The following is a 17597-nucleotide window of genomic DNA, read 5'->3' as shown; positions in this document are numbered from 1 at the left end:
CATGGCACGACCGTTGACCCTGTTCACCGGGCAGTGGGCCGACCTGCCGTTCGAGGAGGTGTGCGAGCTGGCGAGCGGCTGGGGCTACGAAGGCCTCGAGATCGCCTGCTGGGGCGACCACTTCGAAGTGGACAAGGCGCTCGCCGACGACGGCTACGTCCCGGCGAAGCTCGAGACGCTGGCCAAGTACGACCTCAAGGTGTGGGCGATTTCGAACCACCTGGTGGGCCAGGCCGTCTGCGACCACCCGATCGACGAGCGGCACGAGGCCATCCTGCCCGCGCGGATCTGGGGCGACGGCGAACCCGAAGGCGTCCGGCAGCGGGCGGCGGCCGAGATGCAGGCCACCGCCCGCGCCGCGGCGAAGCTCGGGGTGTCCACCGTGGTCGGGTTCACCGGCTCGTCGATCTGGCACACGGTGGCGATGTTCCCGCCGGTGCCGCCGTCGATGATCGAGCGCGGATACGCCGACTTCGCCACCCGCTGGAACCCGATCCTGGACGTCTTCGACGAAGTCGGCGTCCGGTTCGCCCACGAGGTGCACCCGAGCGAAATCGCCTACGACTACTGGAGCACCGTCCGGACGCTGGAGGCGATCGGCCACCGCGAGGCGTTCGGGCTCAACTTCGACCCGTCGCACTTCGTCTGGCAGGACCTCGACCCGGCCGGGTTCCTGTGGGACTTCAAGGACCGCATCTACCACGTCGACTGCAAGGAGGCCCGCAAACAGCTCAACGGCCGCAACGGGCGGATGGGATCGCACCTGCCGTGGGCCGATCCGCGCCGCGGCTGGGACTTCGTCTCGACCGGCCACGGCGACGTCCCCTGGGAGGACGTCTTCCGCATGCTCAACGCCATCGGCTACGACGGCCCGATCTCCATCGAGTGGGAGGACGCGGGCATGGACCGGCTCATCGGCGCGCCCGAAGCGCTCGAGTTCGTCCGCAAGCTCAACTTCACCCCACCCACGGCGGCCTTCGACGCCGCGTTCTCCTCGAAGTAGCGCTTCTGTTCAACGGGTGACCGCCAGCCCCGTCGGAAGGTGATCGAAACCGGCTTCGCGCCACACCGGGGCGAAGCACGCTCAAAATCAGGAAGGATCCCGCATGTCTCCGTCCCCACCGAAGTGGGCGAGGCTGTTCGGCACCGCGCTCCTGGGCGCCGGCCTCCTGCTCACCCTCGACACCCCGGCCCGCGCGGACATCCCACCCGCGGACTACCAGCAGGTCGCGCTCGCCACCGGCGCGGCCGAACTCGGCGGCGAGGCGATGTCGCTCGCCGTGCTCCCGGACCGCTCGGTCGTGCACACCTCCCGCGACGGCACCGTCCGCGTCACCACCGCGGCGGGGGCCACCTCCGTCGCGGCCAAGCTGAACGTCTACACCCACGACGAGGAAGGGCTCCAAGGCGTCGCTGCCGATCCCGGCTTCGCCACGAACCGGTTCATCTGGCTGTACTTCTCGCCGCGGCTGTCCACACCGGACGGTGACGCGCCGACCGACGGCACCGAGGCGGACTTCGCGCCGTTCAAGGGCGAGCTGCACCTGTCCCGGTTCGTGCTGAAGACCGACAACACGCTCGACCTGGCCAGCGAGAAGGTCGTCCTCAAGGTGGCCAACGACCGCGGCCAGTGCTGCCACGTCGGGGGCGACATCGACTTCGACGCCGCCGGGAACCTGTACCTGACCACGGGCGACGACACCAACCCGTTCTCCTCCGACAGCTACTCGCCGATCGACGAGCGGACCACGCGCAACCCGCAGTTCGACGCCCAGCGCTCGTCCGGCAACACGAACGACCTGCGCGGCAAGCTGCTGCGGATCCACCCGCAGGCCGACGGGACGTACACCGTGCCTTCCGGCAACCTCTTCGCGCCGGGGACCGCGAACACCCGCGCGGAGATCTACGCGATGGGCTTCCGGAACCCGTTCCGGATGAGTGTCGACAAGCCGACCGGCGTCGTCTACCTCGGCGACTACGGCCCGGACGCGGGCGTCACGAACCCCGACCGCGGACCGCAGGGGCAGGTCGAGTTCGACCGGATCACCGGGCCGGGCAACTTCGGCTGGCCGTACTGCACGGGCTCGAACACCACGACCGAGACGTACAACCACTACACCTTCCCGAGCGGGCCGTCGGGCGCGAAGTACGACTGCGCGGGCGGTCCGGCGAACTCGTCGTTCCGCAACACCGGGCTCGCCAAGCTGCCGGTGCCGAAGGCCGCGTGGATCAAGTACGCGGGCGACGAAGGGTCGCCGCCGGAGTTCGGCAGCGGCTCGGAGTCGCCGATGGGCGGACCGGTCTACCGGTACGACGCCGCGTCGACGTCCACGGTCAAGTTTCCGCAATCCTTGGACGGCAAGTACTTCGCGGGGGAGTACGGTCGCAAGTGGATCAAGGCGGTGACCGTCAACGGCGACGGCACCCGCGGTCCGATCGAGAACTTCCCGTGGACCGGCACGCAGGTCATGGACATGGCGTTCGGCCCGGACGGCGCGCTGTACGTCCTCGACTACGGCACCGGCAGCGACAACCAGGCGCTGTACCGGATCGAGTACCTCGCGGGCACGAACCGCAACCCGGTCGCGAAGGCCGCGGCCGACAAGACGTCCGGGCCGAACCCGCTGACGGTGAACTTCTCGTCCGCGGGCAGCGCGGACCCCGAGGGTGGCGCGCTGAGCTACCGCTGGGACTTCGGCGACGGCTCGTCGTCGACCTCGGCGAACCCGGCGCACACCTACACGACCAACGGCACGTACTCGCCGACGCTCACCGTTTCCGATCCGGAGGGGCTGACCGGCACGGCGAGCCTGGTGGTGACGGTGGGGAACACCGCGCCCACGGTTTCGTTGGGTACGCCGGCGGACGGGCAGCTGTTCTCGTTCGGTGACACCGTGCCGTTCCAGGTGACCGGCAGCGATCCGGAGGACGGGCCGCTGGACTGCGCGAAGGTGAAGGTGACCTACCTCCTCGGGCACGACAGCCACGAGCACCAGATCACCCAGCAGACCGGGTGTTCCGGCTCGATCGCGGTCCCGGTCGACGGTGAGCACGACGCCGCGGCGAACATCTACGGCGTCTTCGACGCGCAGTACACCGACAAGGGCGGGCTGACGTCGCACAGCGTCCGGAAGCTGCAGCCGCGACACCGGCAGGGTGAGCACTTCTCGGCGCAGTCGGGGATCCAGCTCGCCGACCACGGCGCGGCGGAGGGCGGCCGGACGGTCGGGTACACCGACGACGGCGACTGGATCTCGTTCGCGCCGTACGCGCTGGGCAACGCCACGTCGATCAGCGCCCGCGTGTCGTCCGGCGGCCCGGGCGGCACCTTGGAGGTGCGCGCGGGTTCGCCGACCGGGACGCTGCTCGGATCGGCGGCCGTCGCCAACACCGGTGACTGGGACACGTTCGCCGACGTCACGGCGAACCTCGCCGACCGGCCGGCCGGGACGACGTCGCTGTACCTGGTGTTCAAGGGCGTGACCGGGCAGGGCAACCTGTTCGACCTCGACGCGTTCACGTTCACGACGGCTTCGCCGGCGATCGAGGGCGAGTCGTTCACGTCCGGGTCCGGTGTGCAGATCGCCCCGCACGCGGCGGCGAGCGGCGGCAACACCCTGGGCTACCTCGAAAACGGTGACTGGGCCGGCTACGCATCGGTGAGCACGGCGGGCGCGCGGTCCTTCACGGCGCGGATTTCGTCGGCCGGCGCGGGCGGGACGATCGAAATCCGCTCGGGTTCGGCGACGGGGACGCTGCTGGGTTCGGTGGCCGTGCCGTCGACGGGCGGCTGGGAGACGTTCCAGAACGTGACGACGTCGGTGTCGGGTGGCTCGGGACCGCTGTTCTTGGTGTTCCGCGGCGGTTCTGGTTCCCTGTTCGACGTGGATTCCTTTACGCTGAACGGTATGCCGACCCAGGTGGATCCGTCGTACGAGGTACTGGTGTTCTCCAAGACGGCGGGCTTCCGCCACGACGCGATCCCGGCGGGCATCCAGGCTCTTCGTGAACTGGGCGCGGCCAACGGCTTCAGCGTGACGGCGACCGAGGACGCGTCGGTGTTCACCTCGGCTTCGCTGTCGTCCTATGCGGCGGTGGTCTTCCACTCGACGACCGGCGACGTGCTGGACGCCGCGCAGCAGACCGCGTTCCAGTCCTATGTGGAAGGTGGCGGCGGCTACCTCGGCGTCCACGCGGCGGCGGACACGGAGTACGACTGGCCGTGGTACGGGCAGCTGGTCGGGGCGTGGTTCAAGAGCCACCCGGCGATCCAGCAGGCCCGGTTCGTGACGGAGGACGGCACCCATCCGGCGACGGCCGGCCTGCCGGCGGTGTGGACCCGGACCGACGAGCTGTACAACTACCGGACGAACCCGCGGGGCAGCGTGCACGTGCTGCAGACCCTGGACGAGTCCAGCTACACGGGCGGCGAGATGGGTGCGGACCACCCGATCACGTGGTGCCACCCGCAGGGCGCCGGCCGCGCGTTCTACACGGGACTCGGCCACACGATCGAGTCCTATTCGGACGCGGTGTTCAGGTCTTCCCTGCTGGGCGCGGTCCGTTATGCGGCCGGAGTCGCACCTGCCGCTTGCGGGTCTTCCTCGTCCACTGTGGAGGGTGAGTCGTTCACGTCGGGCTCGGGGGTGCAGATCGCATCCCACGCCCCGGCCAGCGGCGGCCAGACCCTGGGCTACATCGAGAACGGCGACTGGGCCGGGTACGCGTCGGTGAGCACTGCGGGCATCACGCGCTTCAGCGCGGTGGTGTCCTCAGCGGGCGCGGGCGGCACGATCGAGATCCGCGCGGGTTCGGCGACGGGGACGCTGCTGGGCACGGTGCCGGTCCCGAACACGGGCAGCTGGGAGACGTTCCAGACGGTCTCGACCACGGTAACGCCCGGAACGGGCCCCCTCCACCTGGTCTTCCGGGGTGGCGCGGGTTCCCTGTTCGACATCGACACGTTGACGGTGTCCTAGCGGTTCGTGAAGGCCACCTTGAGGAGCGTTGCGTTCCTCAAGGTGGCCTTCACGGCTTTTCGCGGAAGCGGACTAGCGGCTCGGCGGTCGAGGTGACCCGGGCCTGCCCCCGGTCACCGGCGTTCTCGTAACGGCCGTCGCGGTACTGGAAGCTGCCGGTGTTGCCGAGGTCTTCTTCGCGGGTGGCGCAAGCATGCCGGTGAGGGCCACCGCCGAGGCAGGGGATGCCCCGATGGTGGCCCTCAGCAACGTCAGCGGACGCCGAGCAGGTGCTCCAGGGCCAGCTGGTTCAACCGCGTGAAGTGGTACCCGCGCGCGGCCGCCGCGTCCAGGTCGAAGTCGTCCTTCAGCACGTCTTCGAACGTCTCGCCCGGGGCGAGCGTCGGCGTCGCCAGGTCCGGCACGCGCGACGCGGCCAGCGCCTCCACGACCTCCGGGTCCGAACGGAACTTCGCCGCCTTCTCCTTCAGGATCAGGTAGGTCCGCATGTTCGCCGCCGCGGACACCCACACGTCCGAAGCGTCCTCCGTGCGCAACGGCTTGTAGTCGAAGTGCCGCGGACCCTCGTAGCCGCCGTTCTCCAGCAGGTCCACCAGGAAGAACGCGCTCTTCACGTCGCCGTGGCCGAAGACCAGGTCCTGGTCGTACTTCGGGCCGTGCTGGCCGTTGAGGTCGATGTGGAACAGCTTGCCCTGCCACAGCGCCTGCGAAATCCCGTGCACGAAGTTGAGCCCGGCCATCTGCTCGTGGCCGACCTCGGGGTTGAGGCCGAACATCTCGGACCGTTCCAGCTGCGAGATGAAGCCCAGTGCGTGGCCGATCGTCGGGAGCAGGATGTCGCCGCGGGGCTCGTTCGGCTTCGGCTCCAAGGCGAAGCGCAGCGAGTAGCCCTTCTCCACGACGTAGTCCGCGAGGAGGTCGAGGCCCTCCTTGTAGCGGGCCAGCGCCGCGCGGACGTCCTTCGCGCCGTCGGACTCCGCGCCCTCGCGCCCGCCCCACACCACGTACGTCTCCGCGCCGAGCTCGGCCGCCAGGTCGATGTTGCGGCGGACCTTGCGCAGCGCGTACCGCCGGACGTCGCGGTCGTTGCTGGTCAGGCCGCCGTCCTTGAACACCGGGTGGGTGAACAGGTTGGTCGTCGCCATGGGGACCCGGAGGCCCGTCTCGGCGAGGGCCTTCTTGAACGCCTCGATCGCCTTGTCGCGGTCGGGCTCGGTGGCCAGCAGGTCGTCGTCGTGGAAGGTCACGCCGTAGGCGCCCAGCTCCGCCAGCCGGTGGACGCTCTCCACCGGGTCCAGCGGCGCCCGCGTCGCGACCCCGAACGGGTCGTTCGCGGGCCAGCCCACGGTCCAGAGGCCGAAAGTGAACTTGTCGGCCGGCCGGGGGGCGTAGTCGCTCATGACTGTCCCTTCATTTAGTTCACGTTGTAGACTAAATATGCGCTGTCCGGCTCCCGGGCGTCAAGGGGCCCGGTTAAAGTGCACAGCAGGAGGGGACGAGATGACCCAGGCCGTGCGGCACGAGGAGATGCGCGCCCGCAACCTCGAGGTCGTGCTGGGCGCGGTCCACCGCGGCGGCGCGCTCACCCGCGCCGCGCTCGCCGAGGTCACCGGCCTGACCAAGTCCACCGTGAGCAAGCTCGTCGGCGACCTGGTCGACGCGGGCCTGCTCGCCGAGACCGGGCCCGCCCGCGCGGGCGAACGCGGCCGTCCGGGCGTGGACGTCGTGCTCAGCGGGGCCCGCGTGGCGTCGCTCGGGCTCGAAATCAACGTCGACTACCTCGCTGTGCGTGTGCTCGACCTCACCGGCGGCGTCCGGTTCGCCGCCCGCCGCGAGCGCGACAACCGCGGTTCGCGCCCGAAGAAGGTCCTGGGGGAGCTGCAGGCGCTCGCCACCGAGGCGCTCACCGAAACCCACCGGCTCGGCCTGGAGGTGGCGGGCGCGGTGCTCGCGGTGTCCGGCCCGGTCGGCGACGGCGTCCTCTTCAGCGCCCCCAACCTCGGCTGGCAGGACGTCCGCCCGGCCGACCTGCACCTGCCGGTCCCGGTCGAACTGGACAACGAAGCGAACCTCGCGGCGCTGGGGGAGCTCTGGTACGGCGACGGCGAGCGCGACTTCCTCTACGTCTCCGGCGAAGTCGGCATCGGCGCCGGCCTGGTCGTGAACGGCGCGCTGTTCGCCGGCGCCCGCGGCCTGGCCGGCGAGCTCGGTCACGTCGTGGTCGCGCCCCAGGGCCCGCTCTGCCGGTGCGGCGGAAGCGGCTGCCTGGAGACCTTCGCGGGCCAAGAAGCGTTGCTGGCGGCGGGAAACGCGCCGACGCTGCCCGCGTTCCTGGCCGCGCTGGCGGACGGCGACCGCGCGGCGCGGGCAGCGTGTGCGGCCGCCGGGGAAGCCCTCGGTGTCGCCCTGACGTCGGCGGTGAACCTCCTGGACCTCGACCGCATCGTGCTGGGCGGGGTGTTCACGCAGCTGTACCCGTGGCTGTCCGGCCCGGTGACGGACGTCCTGACCACCCGCTTGGGCGGCCTCCGCGGCGCACCCCCGGTGCTGACGGCCTCACGCCTGGGTGGCGACGCGGCGACGCTGGGGGCCGCGGGCCGGGTGGTGCACCGGGTGCTGGCGGATCCGGCGCCGTTCGTGAGCCGGGCTCAGGAGGCGTAAGCCTCCACTTCGGACACTTGACCCGCCGGCCACCCGGTGTTCCCCGTGAAAGTCAGCCGCAGGTACCGATCCGCCGCGGACACCGGGATCGTCACCGCGTTCCCGGTCGCCGGGTCGAACGCGTACCCGGTCGGAGTCCCGCCGTTCACGGCTATCGTCTGCGTCCGGCGACCCCACGACGCCGGCAGTTTCAGCACCACCCGGCCGACCGCGGCCGGTGCGCCCAAGTCCACCGTCAACGTCTGCGGGAACGCGTTGTTCGCGCTCTCCCAATAACTCGAAGCATTCCCGTCCACGGCGTTCCCCGCCGGATACCCGCCCTGCGCCCCGCTGGCGGTCACCGGCCGCCCCTGAGCCAGGTTGACCGACGCGGGTTGCCCGCCGAGCTGAGCGGCCCAGTACCGAGTCCGGTCCAGGTAAGCGGTTTCCGAAGCCGCGCCGGAAGTCCCGTAGGCCCCCGAGAAAGTCTCGTAAGCCCCCGAAGGTGGCGAGGAAGAAGCCGGTTCGATGACCGACCCCTCGTGCCACTCGTTGAACGACGTCACCGAAACCCAGTCCGCCTGCGAAGAAAGCGCGTTCTGCCACTCGCGGTCGTAGGTCGCGCCGTTGTCCCGCGCCAACGTCGGAGTCGTGTTGCCCGGCACCGCCCGATCGTCGACGTACCCCGGACCCACCGAAGGTGCCCACACGAGCCCGTTCGCTTCGCAGTAAGCCCCCGCCTCGCGCCAGCCCGGCGCGGTGGCCCCGGCGATCGCGTCGTAGGTGTACATCCCGCCGAAGTGCGCGACCTTGCTCGTGTCGGTCGTCTGCGCCAGCACGATCGCCGACGAACGGACCTGGTCCAGCGCCGTCCAGTCGGTGATCCGCAAGCTCTCGAAGACGTAGAACGCGCCGCGGCCGCCCTCGCGGTAGAACGCGGGGCTCGACCCGTACCGTCCGGTGATGTAGTCGACGTCGGCCACGGTCGACGCCGCCGTCCGCCCGCTGTAGGGCTCGAGGTGCCACGCGACCCGGATCCCGTGGCGGGCCGCGGCTTCCAGTACGCCGGCCGCCAGACCGTCCTCATAGGACCCCTGGCCCCACCAGCTGTACACGATCACCCCGGCGCCGGATTGCTCGATCCAGCGCATGTGCTGCTCGACGGCGCCGGAGAAATCGCCGGAATCGTAGGCGCCCAGTACGGGGTAGAAGTTCGCGCCGATGTCGGACGGCGGCGTGTGGCCGCCCTGCGTCCAATGGCGGTAGCCGGTGGAACCGCCGCCGTACCAAGGGTAGTAGAACAAATGGGTCCGGGAAGACAGCGAGGCCGCGTGCGCGGCACCCGGCAAAGTGGCCGCCAGCAACAGAAGCGCGGCGAAGAACGTCGAAATCCGGCGCATGTTCCAGACCATACGGACACGCACCGAAAAGGGGCAAGAGTTCACCGCACATACGCAAACTTGCGTCGGAAACCCACCAATACAGCGAAAACCGCCCCGGGCGAACCCGGGGCGGTTTCCGTTGAGCGGGACTAGCTCACGGCGTTGACCAGCACCAGCGAGGAGCCGACCGTGACACCGGTGTCGGTCTGCACGGTCAGCTGACCGCGCAGGGTGCGGCCCGCGGCCGGGGCGGTCGTGACCGTCACCGTCGCCGGCACCGTCCACGAGCTGCCCGACGCGTGCGCCGCGACGGTGTCGTTCACCGCGACCGACCCGAAGGCCGGGTTGGTGAAGACGTCGAGGTAGTCGTACTCGGTGGTGCCGGAAGGCACCGCGTACCCGTCGACCAGCGCGACCCAGACACCCGCGGCCGGGTTGGGCACGGTCACCGACTCCTCGGAGTCACCGTCCGCGCTGACCCCCGCCTGCACGCAGGTGCCGGTCGTGCAGTTGTACAGCACCAGGTCCAGGTCGGCGCCCGTGTCGGACGTCTTGCCGATCGTGGCCGTCAGCGACGTCGAACCCGGCGTCACCGCGATCTGGTACTGCTGCTGCGCGCCTTCGGCGATCGAGGGCCGCGCCACCTTCGCGCTGCCCAGCGTGGCGCCGTTCAGCTTGCCGGTGAACGCGCCCAGCGTGTTCGTCACGGTGTAGGACCGAGCGATGGGCGTGCCCAGCGTGGCCGAGGCGATGGTGTCCGGGTTCGGCGAGATCGCCGTGCCGAGCACCGAAGCCGTCAGCTTGTACGCCGCGTCGGCCACATCGGACGTCCGGCGCGCCTCGACGACGATCTCCCACACGCCCGGGAGCGGGTTGGCGATCGTGCGGCTGGTCGGCGTGCCACCGGGGCAGCCGGCACCGGCGTCGGGGAGGTAGCAGTACGTCGTCGACGTGCTGGCCTCGGCCGGGACACCGGTCGGGTCGTAGCGCAGGAACCGCACCTGGCCCTTGCCCGGGGCGCCGGCGCCCGCGTCCAGGTCCACCTTCAGCGCGCTGGCGCCCTGGGGCACCCGCACGAAGTAGCTGGTCGCCTGGTTGCGGGCGATCTTGCCGGAGACGTCGACCTGGTAACCCTTGGCGGCGGTGAACTCCTGCGGCGCGAAGACCGTGTTGAGGGTCTGCACGTCGATGCCGATGGTCAGCGGGTTGTCCAGGTTCAGCACCGCCGAGTGGGCGCCCGCCTTCTTCGGGTCGACCTTGACGTCGAACTTCACCGGCGTGTTCAGCGGCAGGACCACCGTGGACTTCGACGAGAACGTCCCGTCGTTGCCCGTCCACCGCGCGAAGTACGGCACCGGCTGCGCCGAACCCGTGGTGCGGGTGATCGTGTACGTCCGGGTGTAGGCCGTGCCCGTGGTCACGCCTTCGCGGTCGTGGATGCCCACGCCCGTGTTCGGCGTCGCCAGCTGCTGCGACAGCGCCGTGTGCACCTCGACCGACGTCGAAACGGCGTCCGGCTTCGGGTTCAGCGACAGCGCGACGAACGCGGCCGGGACGTTGAACAGGCCCGCGCCCTGGGCGTAGGCGTCGATGCCCGGCACGAACCGCGCGGTCGACTTGATGGCCGAGCGCAGCTGCGCGACCGGCGGCCGCTGGCCCTTGTGCGTCGCCTTGTACGCGCTCACCAGCAGTGCCGCCGCGCCGGTCGCCTGCGGCGACGCCATCGACGTGCCCTGCAGCATCGCGTAGCCCGCGGGCAGGCCGTACGTGCCGGCCACCGGGCCTCCCGCTTCCCAGCGCGGGATGGTCGCGATCGCCGCGCCGGGCGCGATGATGTCCGGCTTGAAGCCGCCGTCCTCACGCGGGCCGCGCGAGGAGAACGGGTGCAGCGACTCGGCGTTCTTGGTGACCGAGCCGTAGTTCGACAGCCAGGTCTCCTTGGTGATGTACGAGCCGACCGAGATCGCGTCCGTGGCCACCGACGGGTCGCCGACGGTGTTCGCCCCGGCGCCGCTGTTGCCGGCCGAGATGAAGATCTGGACGTTGTACTCGGCGATCGTGCGGTTGTAGAGCTCCGCACGGGCGTTGTTGCCGTCGTTGAGCGCGGGCAGGCCGCCGATCGAGATGTTGATGACGTCGGCGCCGTGGCTGGCCGCGTAGACGACACCGTCGATCAGGCCCGACGACGTGCAGGCGGTGCCGGTGAGGCAGACCTTGACGGCCAGGAGCTTCGCGCCCGGGGCCGCGCCGTCCATCTTGCCGCCGAAGAGGTCGTTGCCGGCGGCGATGCCCGCGACGTGCGAGCCGTGCTCGGCGCCGGCGATGCCGATGCCGACGTAGCCCGGCTTGTCGGTCTGGACCACGAAGGCCATCCGCTCGGCGACGTCGGTCGCCGGGTTGTCCGTGCCGAAGAAGCCGTAGTCGTACTTCTTGGCGTAGTCGGTCATCGGCTTCTCGTCGGTGAAGTCGCCGTTGCCGTTGAGGTCGACCCGGACCTCCTTGGTCGCCGGGTCGAGCAGCACGCCCCACGAGTCGGCGCGGTCGCCGTCGCGGTTGACGTCACCGCCGGTCTCGCTGTCCGCGCCGCCCAGGTCGCCGGCGGTCTCGCTGAAGACGCCGAAGGTGTACGGGCCGCCGGTGGCGGGCGCGGTCCAGGTCTTGGCGTTCGCGGTGAACGTGCCGGTGTAGGTCTGGGTCGACTGCTTGACCCAGGTGCCGTCGCCGGAGTTGGTGGCGTTGGCGTTGTACCAGTCGACGATCTTGCGTTCGCCGTGGCTGGTGGTGGCCAGCGCGGGGGAGTCGAGGTCGACGCCGGAGTCGAGCACCGCGACCGTGGTGTCCTTGCCGTCCCAGTTGGGCAGGACCTGGCCGAACTGCGCCGCGTAGGTGTCCCCGGTCGGCAGGTACGGGTTGACGCGCGGGGTGTTCTTGCCCGGGGCCGGCTGCGGCAGCGGGGTGGTCGCGCCGTCGGGCTTGGGGTCGTCGCGCTGGATGAGGCCGTCGACGTCGACGGCGTTGACGGACTTGAGCTTGGCGGCCTTCTCGGCCTTGTCCGTCGGGATGCTGACCTTGACGTAGTCGAGCTTGGTGTCGGTGGACTGGACGACGCCGCCGAGCGCCTTGAGCTCGTTCACGGCGGTGCCGGTCTGGCCCTTTTCCGCCGCGATCAGCAGCGTGACGTCCGGTTTCCCGGCCTTTTCGGCTTCGGCGACGAGCGCGCGGTCGTGCTCGTCGAGGGTCTTGCCGTCGGTCGCGCCGGTCGAGGGCGGGGCCTGCTGGGCGGACGCCACGGGAACGGCGACGCCGAGGACGGAGGCGCCGAGAGCGGTGGCGAGGACGGTGATCCCGGCCCGCCGTCTCCAGCGCGATCTGTGCTGTGTCACTGAAACGACCCTTCGTGAAGATGTGCGTCCGTGCAGTACACAGCGTGGGATCTTCGTCAGCAATAAGACAGTTAGCCCAAAGACCGCAATTGGTTGCGAGCCGAATGGCCTAATGGGCTGACCGGTTAGGCGGCAACCCGAAGCCGTGCTTTCCGGTGAAAGGAACGCTCTTGCTATATGCGCGTATAAGGGGCTATGTTGGCGTGTAGTCGACTACACGCACGTATAGGACGAGCATGAGCACCGAAGACCTCACCGCGCGGGCCCGGATCCGCGACGCCGCCATCCGGCTGTTCACCGAACGCGGCATGGAGAAGACGTCGATCCTGGACATCGCCGAGGAAGCCGGGGTGTCGGGCGGGCTCATCCGCCACCACTTCGGCTCGAAGGACGGCCTGCGCGAGGCGTGCGACGCGCACGTCTTCGACGAGCTGGTGAAGTTCAAGGAGGAGGTGCTGGCGAAGGGGGCCGCGAACCCGGGGTTCCTCCCGACGTTCGACGCCCGCCAGCTGCTGTTCCGGCGGTACATGGGCCGCGCGATGATCGACGGCTCCGAAGCCGCGGCCGCGCAGTTCGTCGAGATCGTCGACGGCACCGAGAGCTACTTCCGCGAGCAGGGCATGGACATGCCCGACCCGCGGGGTGTCGCCGCCGCCCTCGCCGCGATGACCGGCGGGCTGATGATCCTGCAGGACCACGTCGCCCGCGCGCTCGGCGAGGAACCGGGCACGAACGAGGCGATGCTGCGGATGTCGGCCGCCGCCGGCCACCTGTTCCTGAACCCGCTCGCCACCACCGAAGTCCTCGAAAAGGCCCGCGAAGCGCTGGCCGCGTACCGGAGGAAGGAATGACGATGGCCGAAGCGATCACCGCCGATGGCCTCACCAAGGCGTTCGGCACGGCGAAAGCCCTCGACGGGCTCGACCTGACCGTGCACACCGGCGAGGTGCACGGCTTCCTCGGGCCCAACGGCGCGGGCAAGACCACCACGATCCGCGTCCTGCTGGGGCTGATGCGGGCCGACGGCGGCCGCGCCACCCTGCTCGGCGGCGACCCCTGGACGGACGCGACGCGGCTGCACCGGCGGCTCGCGTACGTCCCCGGTGACGTCACGCTGTGGCCCAACCTCACCGGCGGCGAAGTCATCGACCTGCTCGGCCGGCTGCGCGGCGGGCTCGACGTCAAGCGGCGCGCGGAACTCGTCGAGCGGTTCGACCTCGACCCGCGCAAGAAGGGCCGCACGTACTCGAAGGGCAACCGGCAGAAGGTCGCGCTCGTCGCGGCGCTGGCGTCCGATGTGGAGCTGCTGGTGTTCGACGAGCCGACGTCCGGGCTCGACCCGCTGATGGAAGAGGTCTTCCGGCAGGTCGTCGAAGAGGAGCGCGGACGCGGCGACCGGACGGTGCTGCTCTCGTCGCACATCCTGTCCGAGGTCGAGGCGCTGTGCGACCGCGTCACGATCATCCGCGCCGGCCGCACCGTCGAGTCGGGGACCCTGGACGAGCTGCGGCACCTGGGCCGGATCACGATCGACGCGTCGCTCGTGCGCGTGCCCGCGGACCTGGGGTCGCTGCCGGGCGTGCACGACCTGAGCTCGTACGGCTCGCACGTCCACCTCTCGGTCGACCAGGCGGCGCTGGACGACGTCATGCGGCACCTGGCCGAGGCCGGGCTGCGGAACCTCGTCAGCCGCCCGCCGACGCTCGAGGAGCTGTTCCTGCGCCACTACGAGCCGGTCGGAGCGGCGCGATGACCGGGACCTGGGCGCTGCTGCGGGTGGTGCTGCGCCGCGACCGGCTGCTCATGCCGTTGTGGATCGTCTGCCTCGCGGCCGCGCCGCTGGGCTACCTGTCCTCGATCGAGGCGGCGTACCCGGACGCGGCGTCGCGGCAGCACTTCTACGACCTCAACGCGTCCAGCGCGACGTTCGTGGTCCGCAACGGCCCGCTCTACGGCTCGTCGGCCGGGAACCTGCTGGCCTGGCAGTGCGGGTTCGTCCCGGTCGTGGTCGGGCTGGTCGCGTTGCTCACCGTCGTCCGGCACACCCGGGCCGAAGAGGAGGCCGGACGCCGCGAGCTGACCGGCGCGACCGCCGTCGGGCGGCACGCCGGGCTGGCGGCGGCGGTGCTCGCGGCCTGCGGCGCGTGCCTGGTGTACGGCTTGGTCGTGGCGGCCGGTCTGGCCGCGCAGGGGGTTCCCGTCGCCGGCGCGCTGGCGCTGGGACTCGGGTTCACCTCGTCCGGCTGGGTGTTCGCCGGCGCCGGGGCGGTCGCGGCGCAGCTCACCTGGGGTGCGAGCGGCGCGCGGGGCATCGGGATCGGCGGGCTCGTCCTGGCGTTCCTGCTGCGCGCGGCGGGCGACAGCAGCGGCTCGGCGTCCTGGCTCGCGTGGCTGTCGCCGATCGGCTGGGCGCACCGGCTGCGGCCCTTCGCGGGGGAACAGTGGTGGGTGCTCGCGGTGGGCGTCCTCGCGACCGCCGTGTTCTTCGGGACCGCGGTCCTGCTGTCGGCACGCCGTGATCTCGGCGCGGCGCTGCTTCCAGCGCGGCCCGGGCGGGCGACGGCGAAGGCGTCCCTGCGCTCGCCGTGGGCGCTGGCCTGGCGGCTGCAGCGGGGGACGCTCGTGGTCTGGACCGGCTGCCTCGCGCTGATCGGGCTGCTGATGGGCGGGGTCGCGCAGAACGTCGCGGACATGATGCGCGACAACCGGGCCGTCGCGGACGTGCTCTCCCGCATGGGTGGCGGGGGCGCGGTGACCGACGCGTACCTGGCGGGCACGATGACGCTGTTCGGCCTCGCGGCGGCGGGTTACGCGGTGCAGGCGACGCTGAAGCCGCGTGCCGAGGAGGCGGCGGGCCGCGCGGAGCCGGTGCTGGCGACGGCGGTCGGACGGCTCGGCTGGGCGTCGGCGCACTGGCTGATCGCCCTGGCCGGCTCGGCGGTCCTGCTGGCGGTCACGGGACTCGCGACCGGGTTGGCGTACGGAACGGGCGCGTCACTGGTTCCGGCGGCGCTGGCGCAGCTGCCGGCGGTGTGGGTGCTCGCGGGTCTGGCGGCGGCGTTGATCGGGTTCGTCCCGCGCTTCGCGGCGGCGGCGTGGGGGCTGCTGGGCGCGTTCCTGCTGCTGTCGCTGGTGGGGACGGCGTTGCGGTGGAACGACGTCGTGCTGGGGATTTCACCGTTCCAGCACCTGGCCCGGTTGCCGGGTGGGGCGTTCTCCGTGACCCCGGTCCTGTGGCTGGTCCTGATCGCGGCGGCGGCCGGCGCGCTCGGGCTGATCGCCTTGCGACGCCGGGACATCCCGGTGGGGTGAGCTCGGCGGCAACCGAGGGAGTCGAACCCTGCGCGGCTTGTGAAGGCGGCGCCCATGGACCGGCCCTGACCCTTCGGCGGGCGACGGCTGCCATCTGTGTCAACGGTAGCTGGTACCCGGATATTTCCCATCTCAAGCCGTGCTTCACCCGGACGGGTCCGGCTGGCAAGGTAAGCGGCATGGATGATCTCCTGCTGCGCCGCGTGCGCCCCGGGCTCGGCGGCGAGCTCGCGGACGTCCGGGTGAACGACGGCCGCGTCACGGCGATCACCGAGCCGGGGGCGCCCGGGTTCGCCGCGCGGGTGGTCGACGGCCACGGCGGCACGCTGCTGCCGGGTCTGGTGGACGCGCACGTCCACGTCGTGCAGTGGGCGACGTCCCGCCGTCGCATCCCCTTGGGCGCGGCCCGGTCGGCGGCGGAGGCGATCGAGCTGCTGCTGGCGCACCTGCTGGCGACGCCGGCCGCGCAGTCGGAACTGGTGGTGGGCGCGGGCTTCCGCGACGGGCTGTGGCCGGACCTGCCGCACAAGGACATGCTGCAGCGCGCGCTGCCCGGCCGCGCGGTCGCGTTGTTCAGCGCGGACCTGCACACGCTGTGGCTGAGCCCGGCGGCGCTGAAGCTGATCGGCCGCGACCACCCGACGGGCGTCCTGCTGGAAGCCGACTGCATGAGCGCGACGGCCCAGCTCCCGACGGCGGCGATCGACACCCAGGACGAGTGGGTGGCGGAAGCCCTCGCCGCGGCGGCCGCCCGCGGGGTGACGCAGATCGTCGACTACGAGTTCGCGGACACGGTGGCGGACTGGACCCGCCGGGCCAAGCCGTCGACGCGGATCTCGTGCGTGATCGCGAAGCACCTGCTGGACCAGACCATCGAGCGCGGCCACCGCACGGGCGACGTCCTCCCGGATTCCGGCGGGCTCCTCACGGTCGGCCCGTTCAAGCTCTTCGTGGACGGTTCCCTCAACACGCGCACGGCCTACTGCCACGAACCGTACCCGGGCAGCGATTCCCCGGGCTCGCTGGAACTGCCGCCGGATTCGCTGGTCCCGTTGATGCAGCGCGCTTTCGACCACGGTTTGCTCCCGGCGGTCCACGCGATCGGCGACCACGCGAACACGATCGCGTTGGACGCGTTCGAGGAGGTCGGCTGCCCGGGCCGCATCGAGCACGCCCAGCTGCTCTCGCCGGCCGACGTCCCCCGGTTCGCGGCTTTGGGCCTGGTGGCGTCGATCCAGCCCGCCCACCAGCCGGACGACCGGGACGTGGCGGACCGCCATTGGCACGGCCGGACTTCACGCGCGTACCCCTACCGTTCGCTGCTGGAATCGGGCGCCCGCCTGGAGTTCGGCTCGGACGCCCCGGTGGCGCCCCTCGACCCGTGGGACGGAATAGCTTCGGCGGTCGCCCGCACGGACGACGACAGGCCACCGTGGCACCCGGAACAGTCGATCCCGTTCGCCGAGGCCCTGGCTTCCTCGTCCGGCGGCCGGCGCGGCGTGGCGGTGGGCGACCTCGCGGACCTGATGGTGACGGCGACGGACCCGTCGACGCTGTCGCCGTCCGACTTGAGAAACCTCCCGGTGACGGCCACCATCCTCGGCGGCCACGTGACGCACCAGATCTGAGCGGGGAACGAATAGGGAGCACGGCGGGAATTTCCCGGACCGGCGTAGTGCGGCGCGGGCAAATCCCGGCCGAAATTCCGGTCGGGTGAAGAAATCGATCCGATTCGGCCGTCCGTCCGCGCGCAGCCCCTTTTCGGTCGCACCATTTGTGTCTCGTTCCGAGAACAGGTGGTGGGATGATGGCGCATTTCAGGGAGAGTCTGCACCTCGTGCCGGCGCAGACCACGCCGCCGGCTTCCGTTTCGAAGCCTGCCACCGGCTTGATCTCCGTCT

10 protein-coding genes are annotated in these 17597 nt (G+C 70.9%); 7 read left to right on the top strand and 3 right to left on the bottom strand.

Annotation, left to right across the window (positions count from 1 at the left end; all coding sequences use genetic code 11):
* Position 1: 1 nt before the first annotated feature.
* Together AB0B33_RS38910 and AB0B33_RS38905 are read left to right on the top strand one after the other, a co-directional pair.
* A complete protein-coding gene (locus AB0B33_RS38910) occupies positions 2-1003 on the top strand; it encodes a sugar phosphate isomerase/epimerase family protein (RefSeq protein ID WP_247020537.1) in 1002 nt (333 codons plus the stop codon).
* A gap of 103 nt (positions 1004-1106) precedes the next feature.
* On the top strand, positions 1107-4979 hold the full coding sequence (locus AB0B33_RS38905) for a carbohydrate-binding protein (RefSeq protein ID WP_360781466.1): 3873 nt from the start codon (positions 1107-1109) through the stop codon (positions 4977-4979).
* 251 nt (positions 4980-5230) lie between these two features.
* On the opposite strand, the gene xylA is transcribed toward AB0B33_RS38905, so the two are convergent.
* Positions 5231-6379, bottom strand: coding sequence for a xylose isomerase (xylA, locus tag AB0B33_RS38900; RefSeq protein ID WP_360781464.1), 1149 nt, complete (start codon positions 6377-6379; stop codon positions 5231-5233).
* A 100-nt stretch (positions 6380-6479) separates the two neighbouring features.
* On the opposite strand from xylA, the gene AB0B33_RS38895 reads away from it, so the two are divergent.
* Positions 6480-7640: an ROK family transcriptional regulator gene (locus tag AB0B33_RS38895; RefSeq protein ID WP_247020543.1), complete on the top strand. Its 1161-nt coding sequence runs from the start codon at positions 6480-6482 to the stop codon at positions 7638-7640.
* On the opposite strand, the gene AB0B33_RS38890 is transcribed toward AB0B33_RS38895, so the two are convergent.
* Together AB0B33_RS38890 and AB0B33_RS38885 are read right to left on the bottom strand one after the other, a co-directional pair.
* Positions 7628-9019 carry a discoidin domain-containing protein gene (locus AB0B33_RS38890; protein WP_360781462.1) on the bottom strand — a complete coding sequence of 464 codons (1392 nt, stop codon included), beginning with the start codon at positions 9017-9019 and terminating at the stop codon, positions 7628-7630. The genes AB0B33_RS38895 and AB0B33_RS38890 overlap by 13 nt on opposite strands.
* Positions 9020-9150: 131 nt before the next feature.
* A complete protein-coding gene (locus tag AB0B33_RS38885) occupies positions 9151-12384 on the bottom strand; it encodes a S8 family serine peptidase (RefSeq protein WP_360781460.1) in 3234 nt (1077 codons plus the stop codon).
* Between the two features lie 236 nt (positions 12385-12620).
* On the opposite strand from AB0B33_RS38885, the gene AB0B33_RS38880 reads away from it, so the two are divergent.
* The 4 genes from AB0B33_RS38880 to AB0B33_RS38865 all read left to right on the top strand — a co-directional run bounded on the left by AB0B33_RS38880 (position 12621) and on the right by AB0B33_RS38865 (position 17324).
* Positions 12621-13235 carry a TetR family transcriptional regulator gene (locus tag AB0B33_RS38880; protein WP_247020549.1) on the top strand — a complete coding sequence of 205 codons (615 nt, stop codon included), beginning with the start codon at positions 12621-12623 and terminating at the stop codon, positions 13233-13235.
* Positions 13236-13237: 2 nt separating this feature from the next.
* Positions 13238-14137 (top strand): ABC transporter ATP-binding protein, encoded by a 900-nt coding sequence (locus tag AB0B33_RS38875; RefSeq protein ID WP_360781458.1) that lies wholly within the window; start codon positions 13238-13240, stop codon positions 14135-14137.
* On the top strand, positions 14134-15696 hold the full coding sequence (locus AB0B33_RS38870) for an ABC transporter permease (RefSeq protein ID WP_360781456.1): 1563 nt from the start codon (positions 14134-14136) through the stop codon (positions 15694-15696). The genes AB0B33_RS38875 and AB0B33_RS38870 overlap by 4 nt, the downstream gene beginning before the upstream one ends.
* A gap of 179 nt (positions 15697-15875) precedes the next feature.
* Positions 15876-17324 (top strand): amidohydrolase family protein, encoded by a 1449-nt coding sequence (locus AB0B33_RS38865; protein WP_360781454.1) that lies wholly within the window; start codon positions 15876-15878, stop codon positions 17322-17324.
* Positions 17325-17597 lie beyond the last annotated feature (273 nt).

The organism is Amycolatopsis sp. NPDC049159 (assembly GCF_040648295.1).
GTDB classification, from domain to species: Bacteria; Actinomycetota; Actinomycetes; order Mycobacteriales; family Pseudonocardiaceae; genus Amycolatopsis; species Amycolatopsis pretoriensis_A.
The sequence above is the reverse complement of the archived record's forward strand: the minus strand, read 5'-3'. Positions and strand labels throughout refer to the sequence as shown.

Excerpts from the sequence above, each read along its gene's own strand:
- AB0B33_RS38910 (WP_247020537.1), top strand. The coding sequence starts at position 2 with ATGGCACGACCGTTGACCCTGTTCACCGGGCAGTGGGCCGACCTGCCG.
- AB0B33_RS38905 (WP_360781466.1), top strand. The coding sequence starts at position 1,107 with ATGTCTCCGTCCCCACCGAAGTGGGCGAGGCTGTTCGGCACCGCGCTC.
- xylA (WP_360781464.1), bottom strand. The coding sequence starts at position 6,379 with ATGAGCGACTACGCCCCCCGGCCGGCCGACAAGTTCACTTTCGGCCTC.
- AB0B33_RS38895 (WP_247020543.1), top strand. The coding sequence starts at position 6,480 with ATGACCCAGGCCGTGCGGCACGAGGAGATGCGCGCCCGCAACCTCGAG.
- AB0B33_RS38890 (WP_360781462.1), bottom strand. The coding sequence starts at position 9,019 with ATGCGCCGGATTTCGACGTTCTTCGCCGCGCTTCTGTTGCTGGCGGCC.
- AB0B33_RS38880 (WP_247020549.1), top strand. The coding sequence starts at position 12,621 with ATGAGCACCGAAGACCTCACCGCGCGGGCCCGGATCCGCGACGCCGCC.
- AB0B33_RS38875 (WP_360781458.1), top strand. The coding sequence starts at position 13,238 with ATGGCCGAAGCGATCACCGCCGATGGCCTCACCAAGGCGTTCGGCACG.
- AB0B33_RS38870 (WP_360781456.1), top strand. The coding sequence starts at position 14,134 with ATGACCGGGACCTGGGCGCTGCTGCGGGTGGTGCTGCGCCGCGACCGG.
- AB0B33_RS38865 (WP_360781454.1), top strand. The coding sequence starts at position 15,876 with ATGGATGATCTCCTGCTGCGCCGCGTGCGCCCCGGGCTCGGCGGCGAG.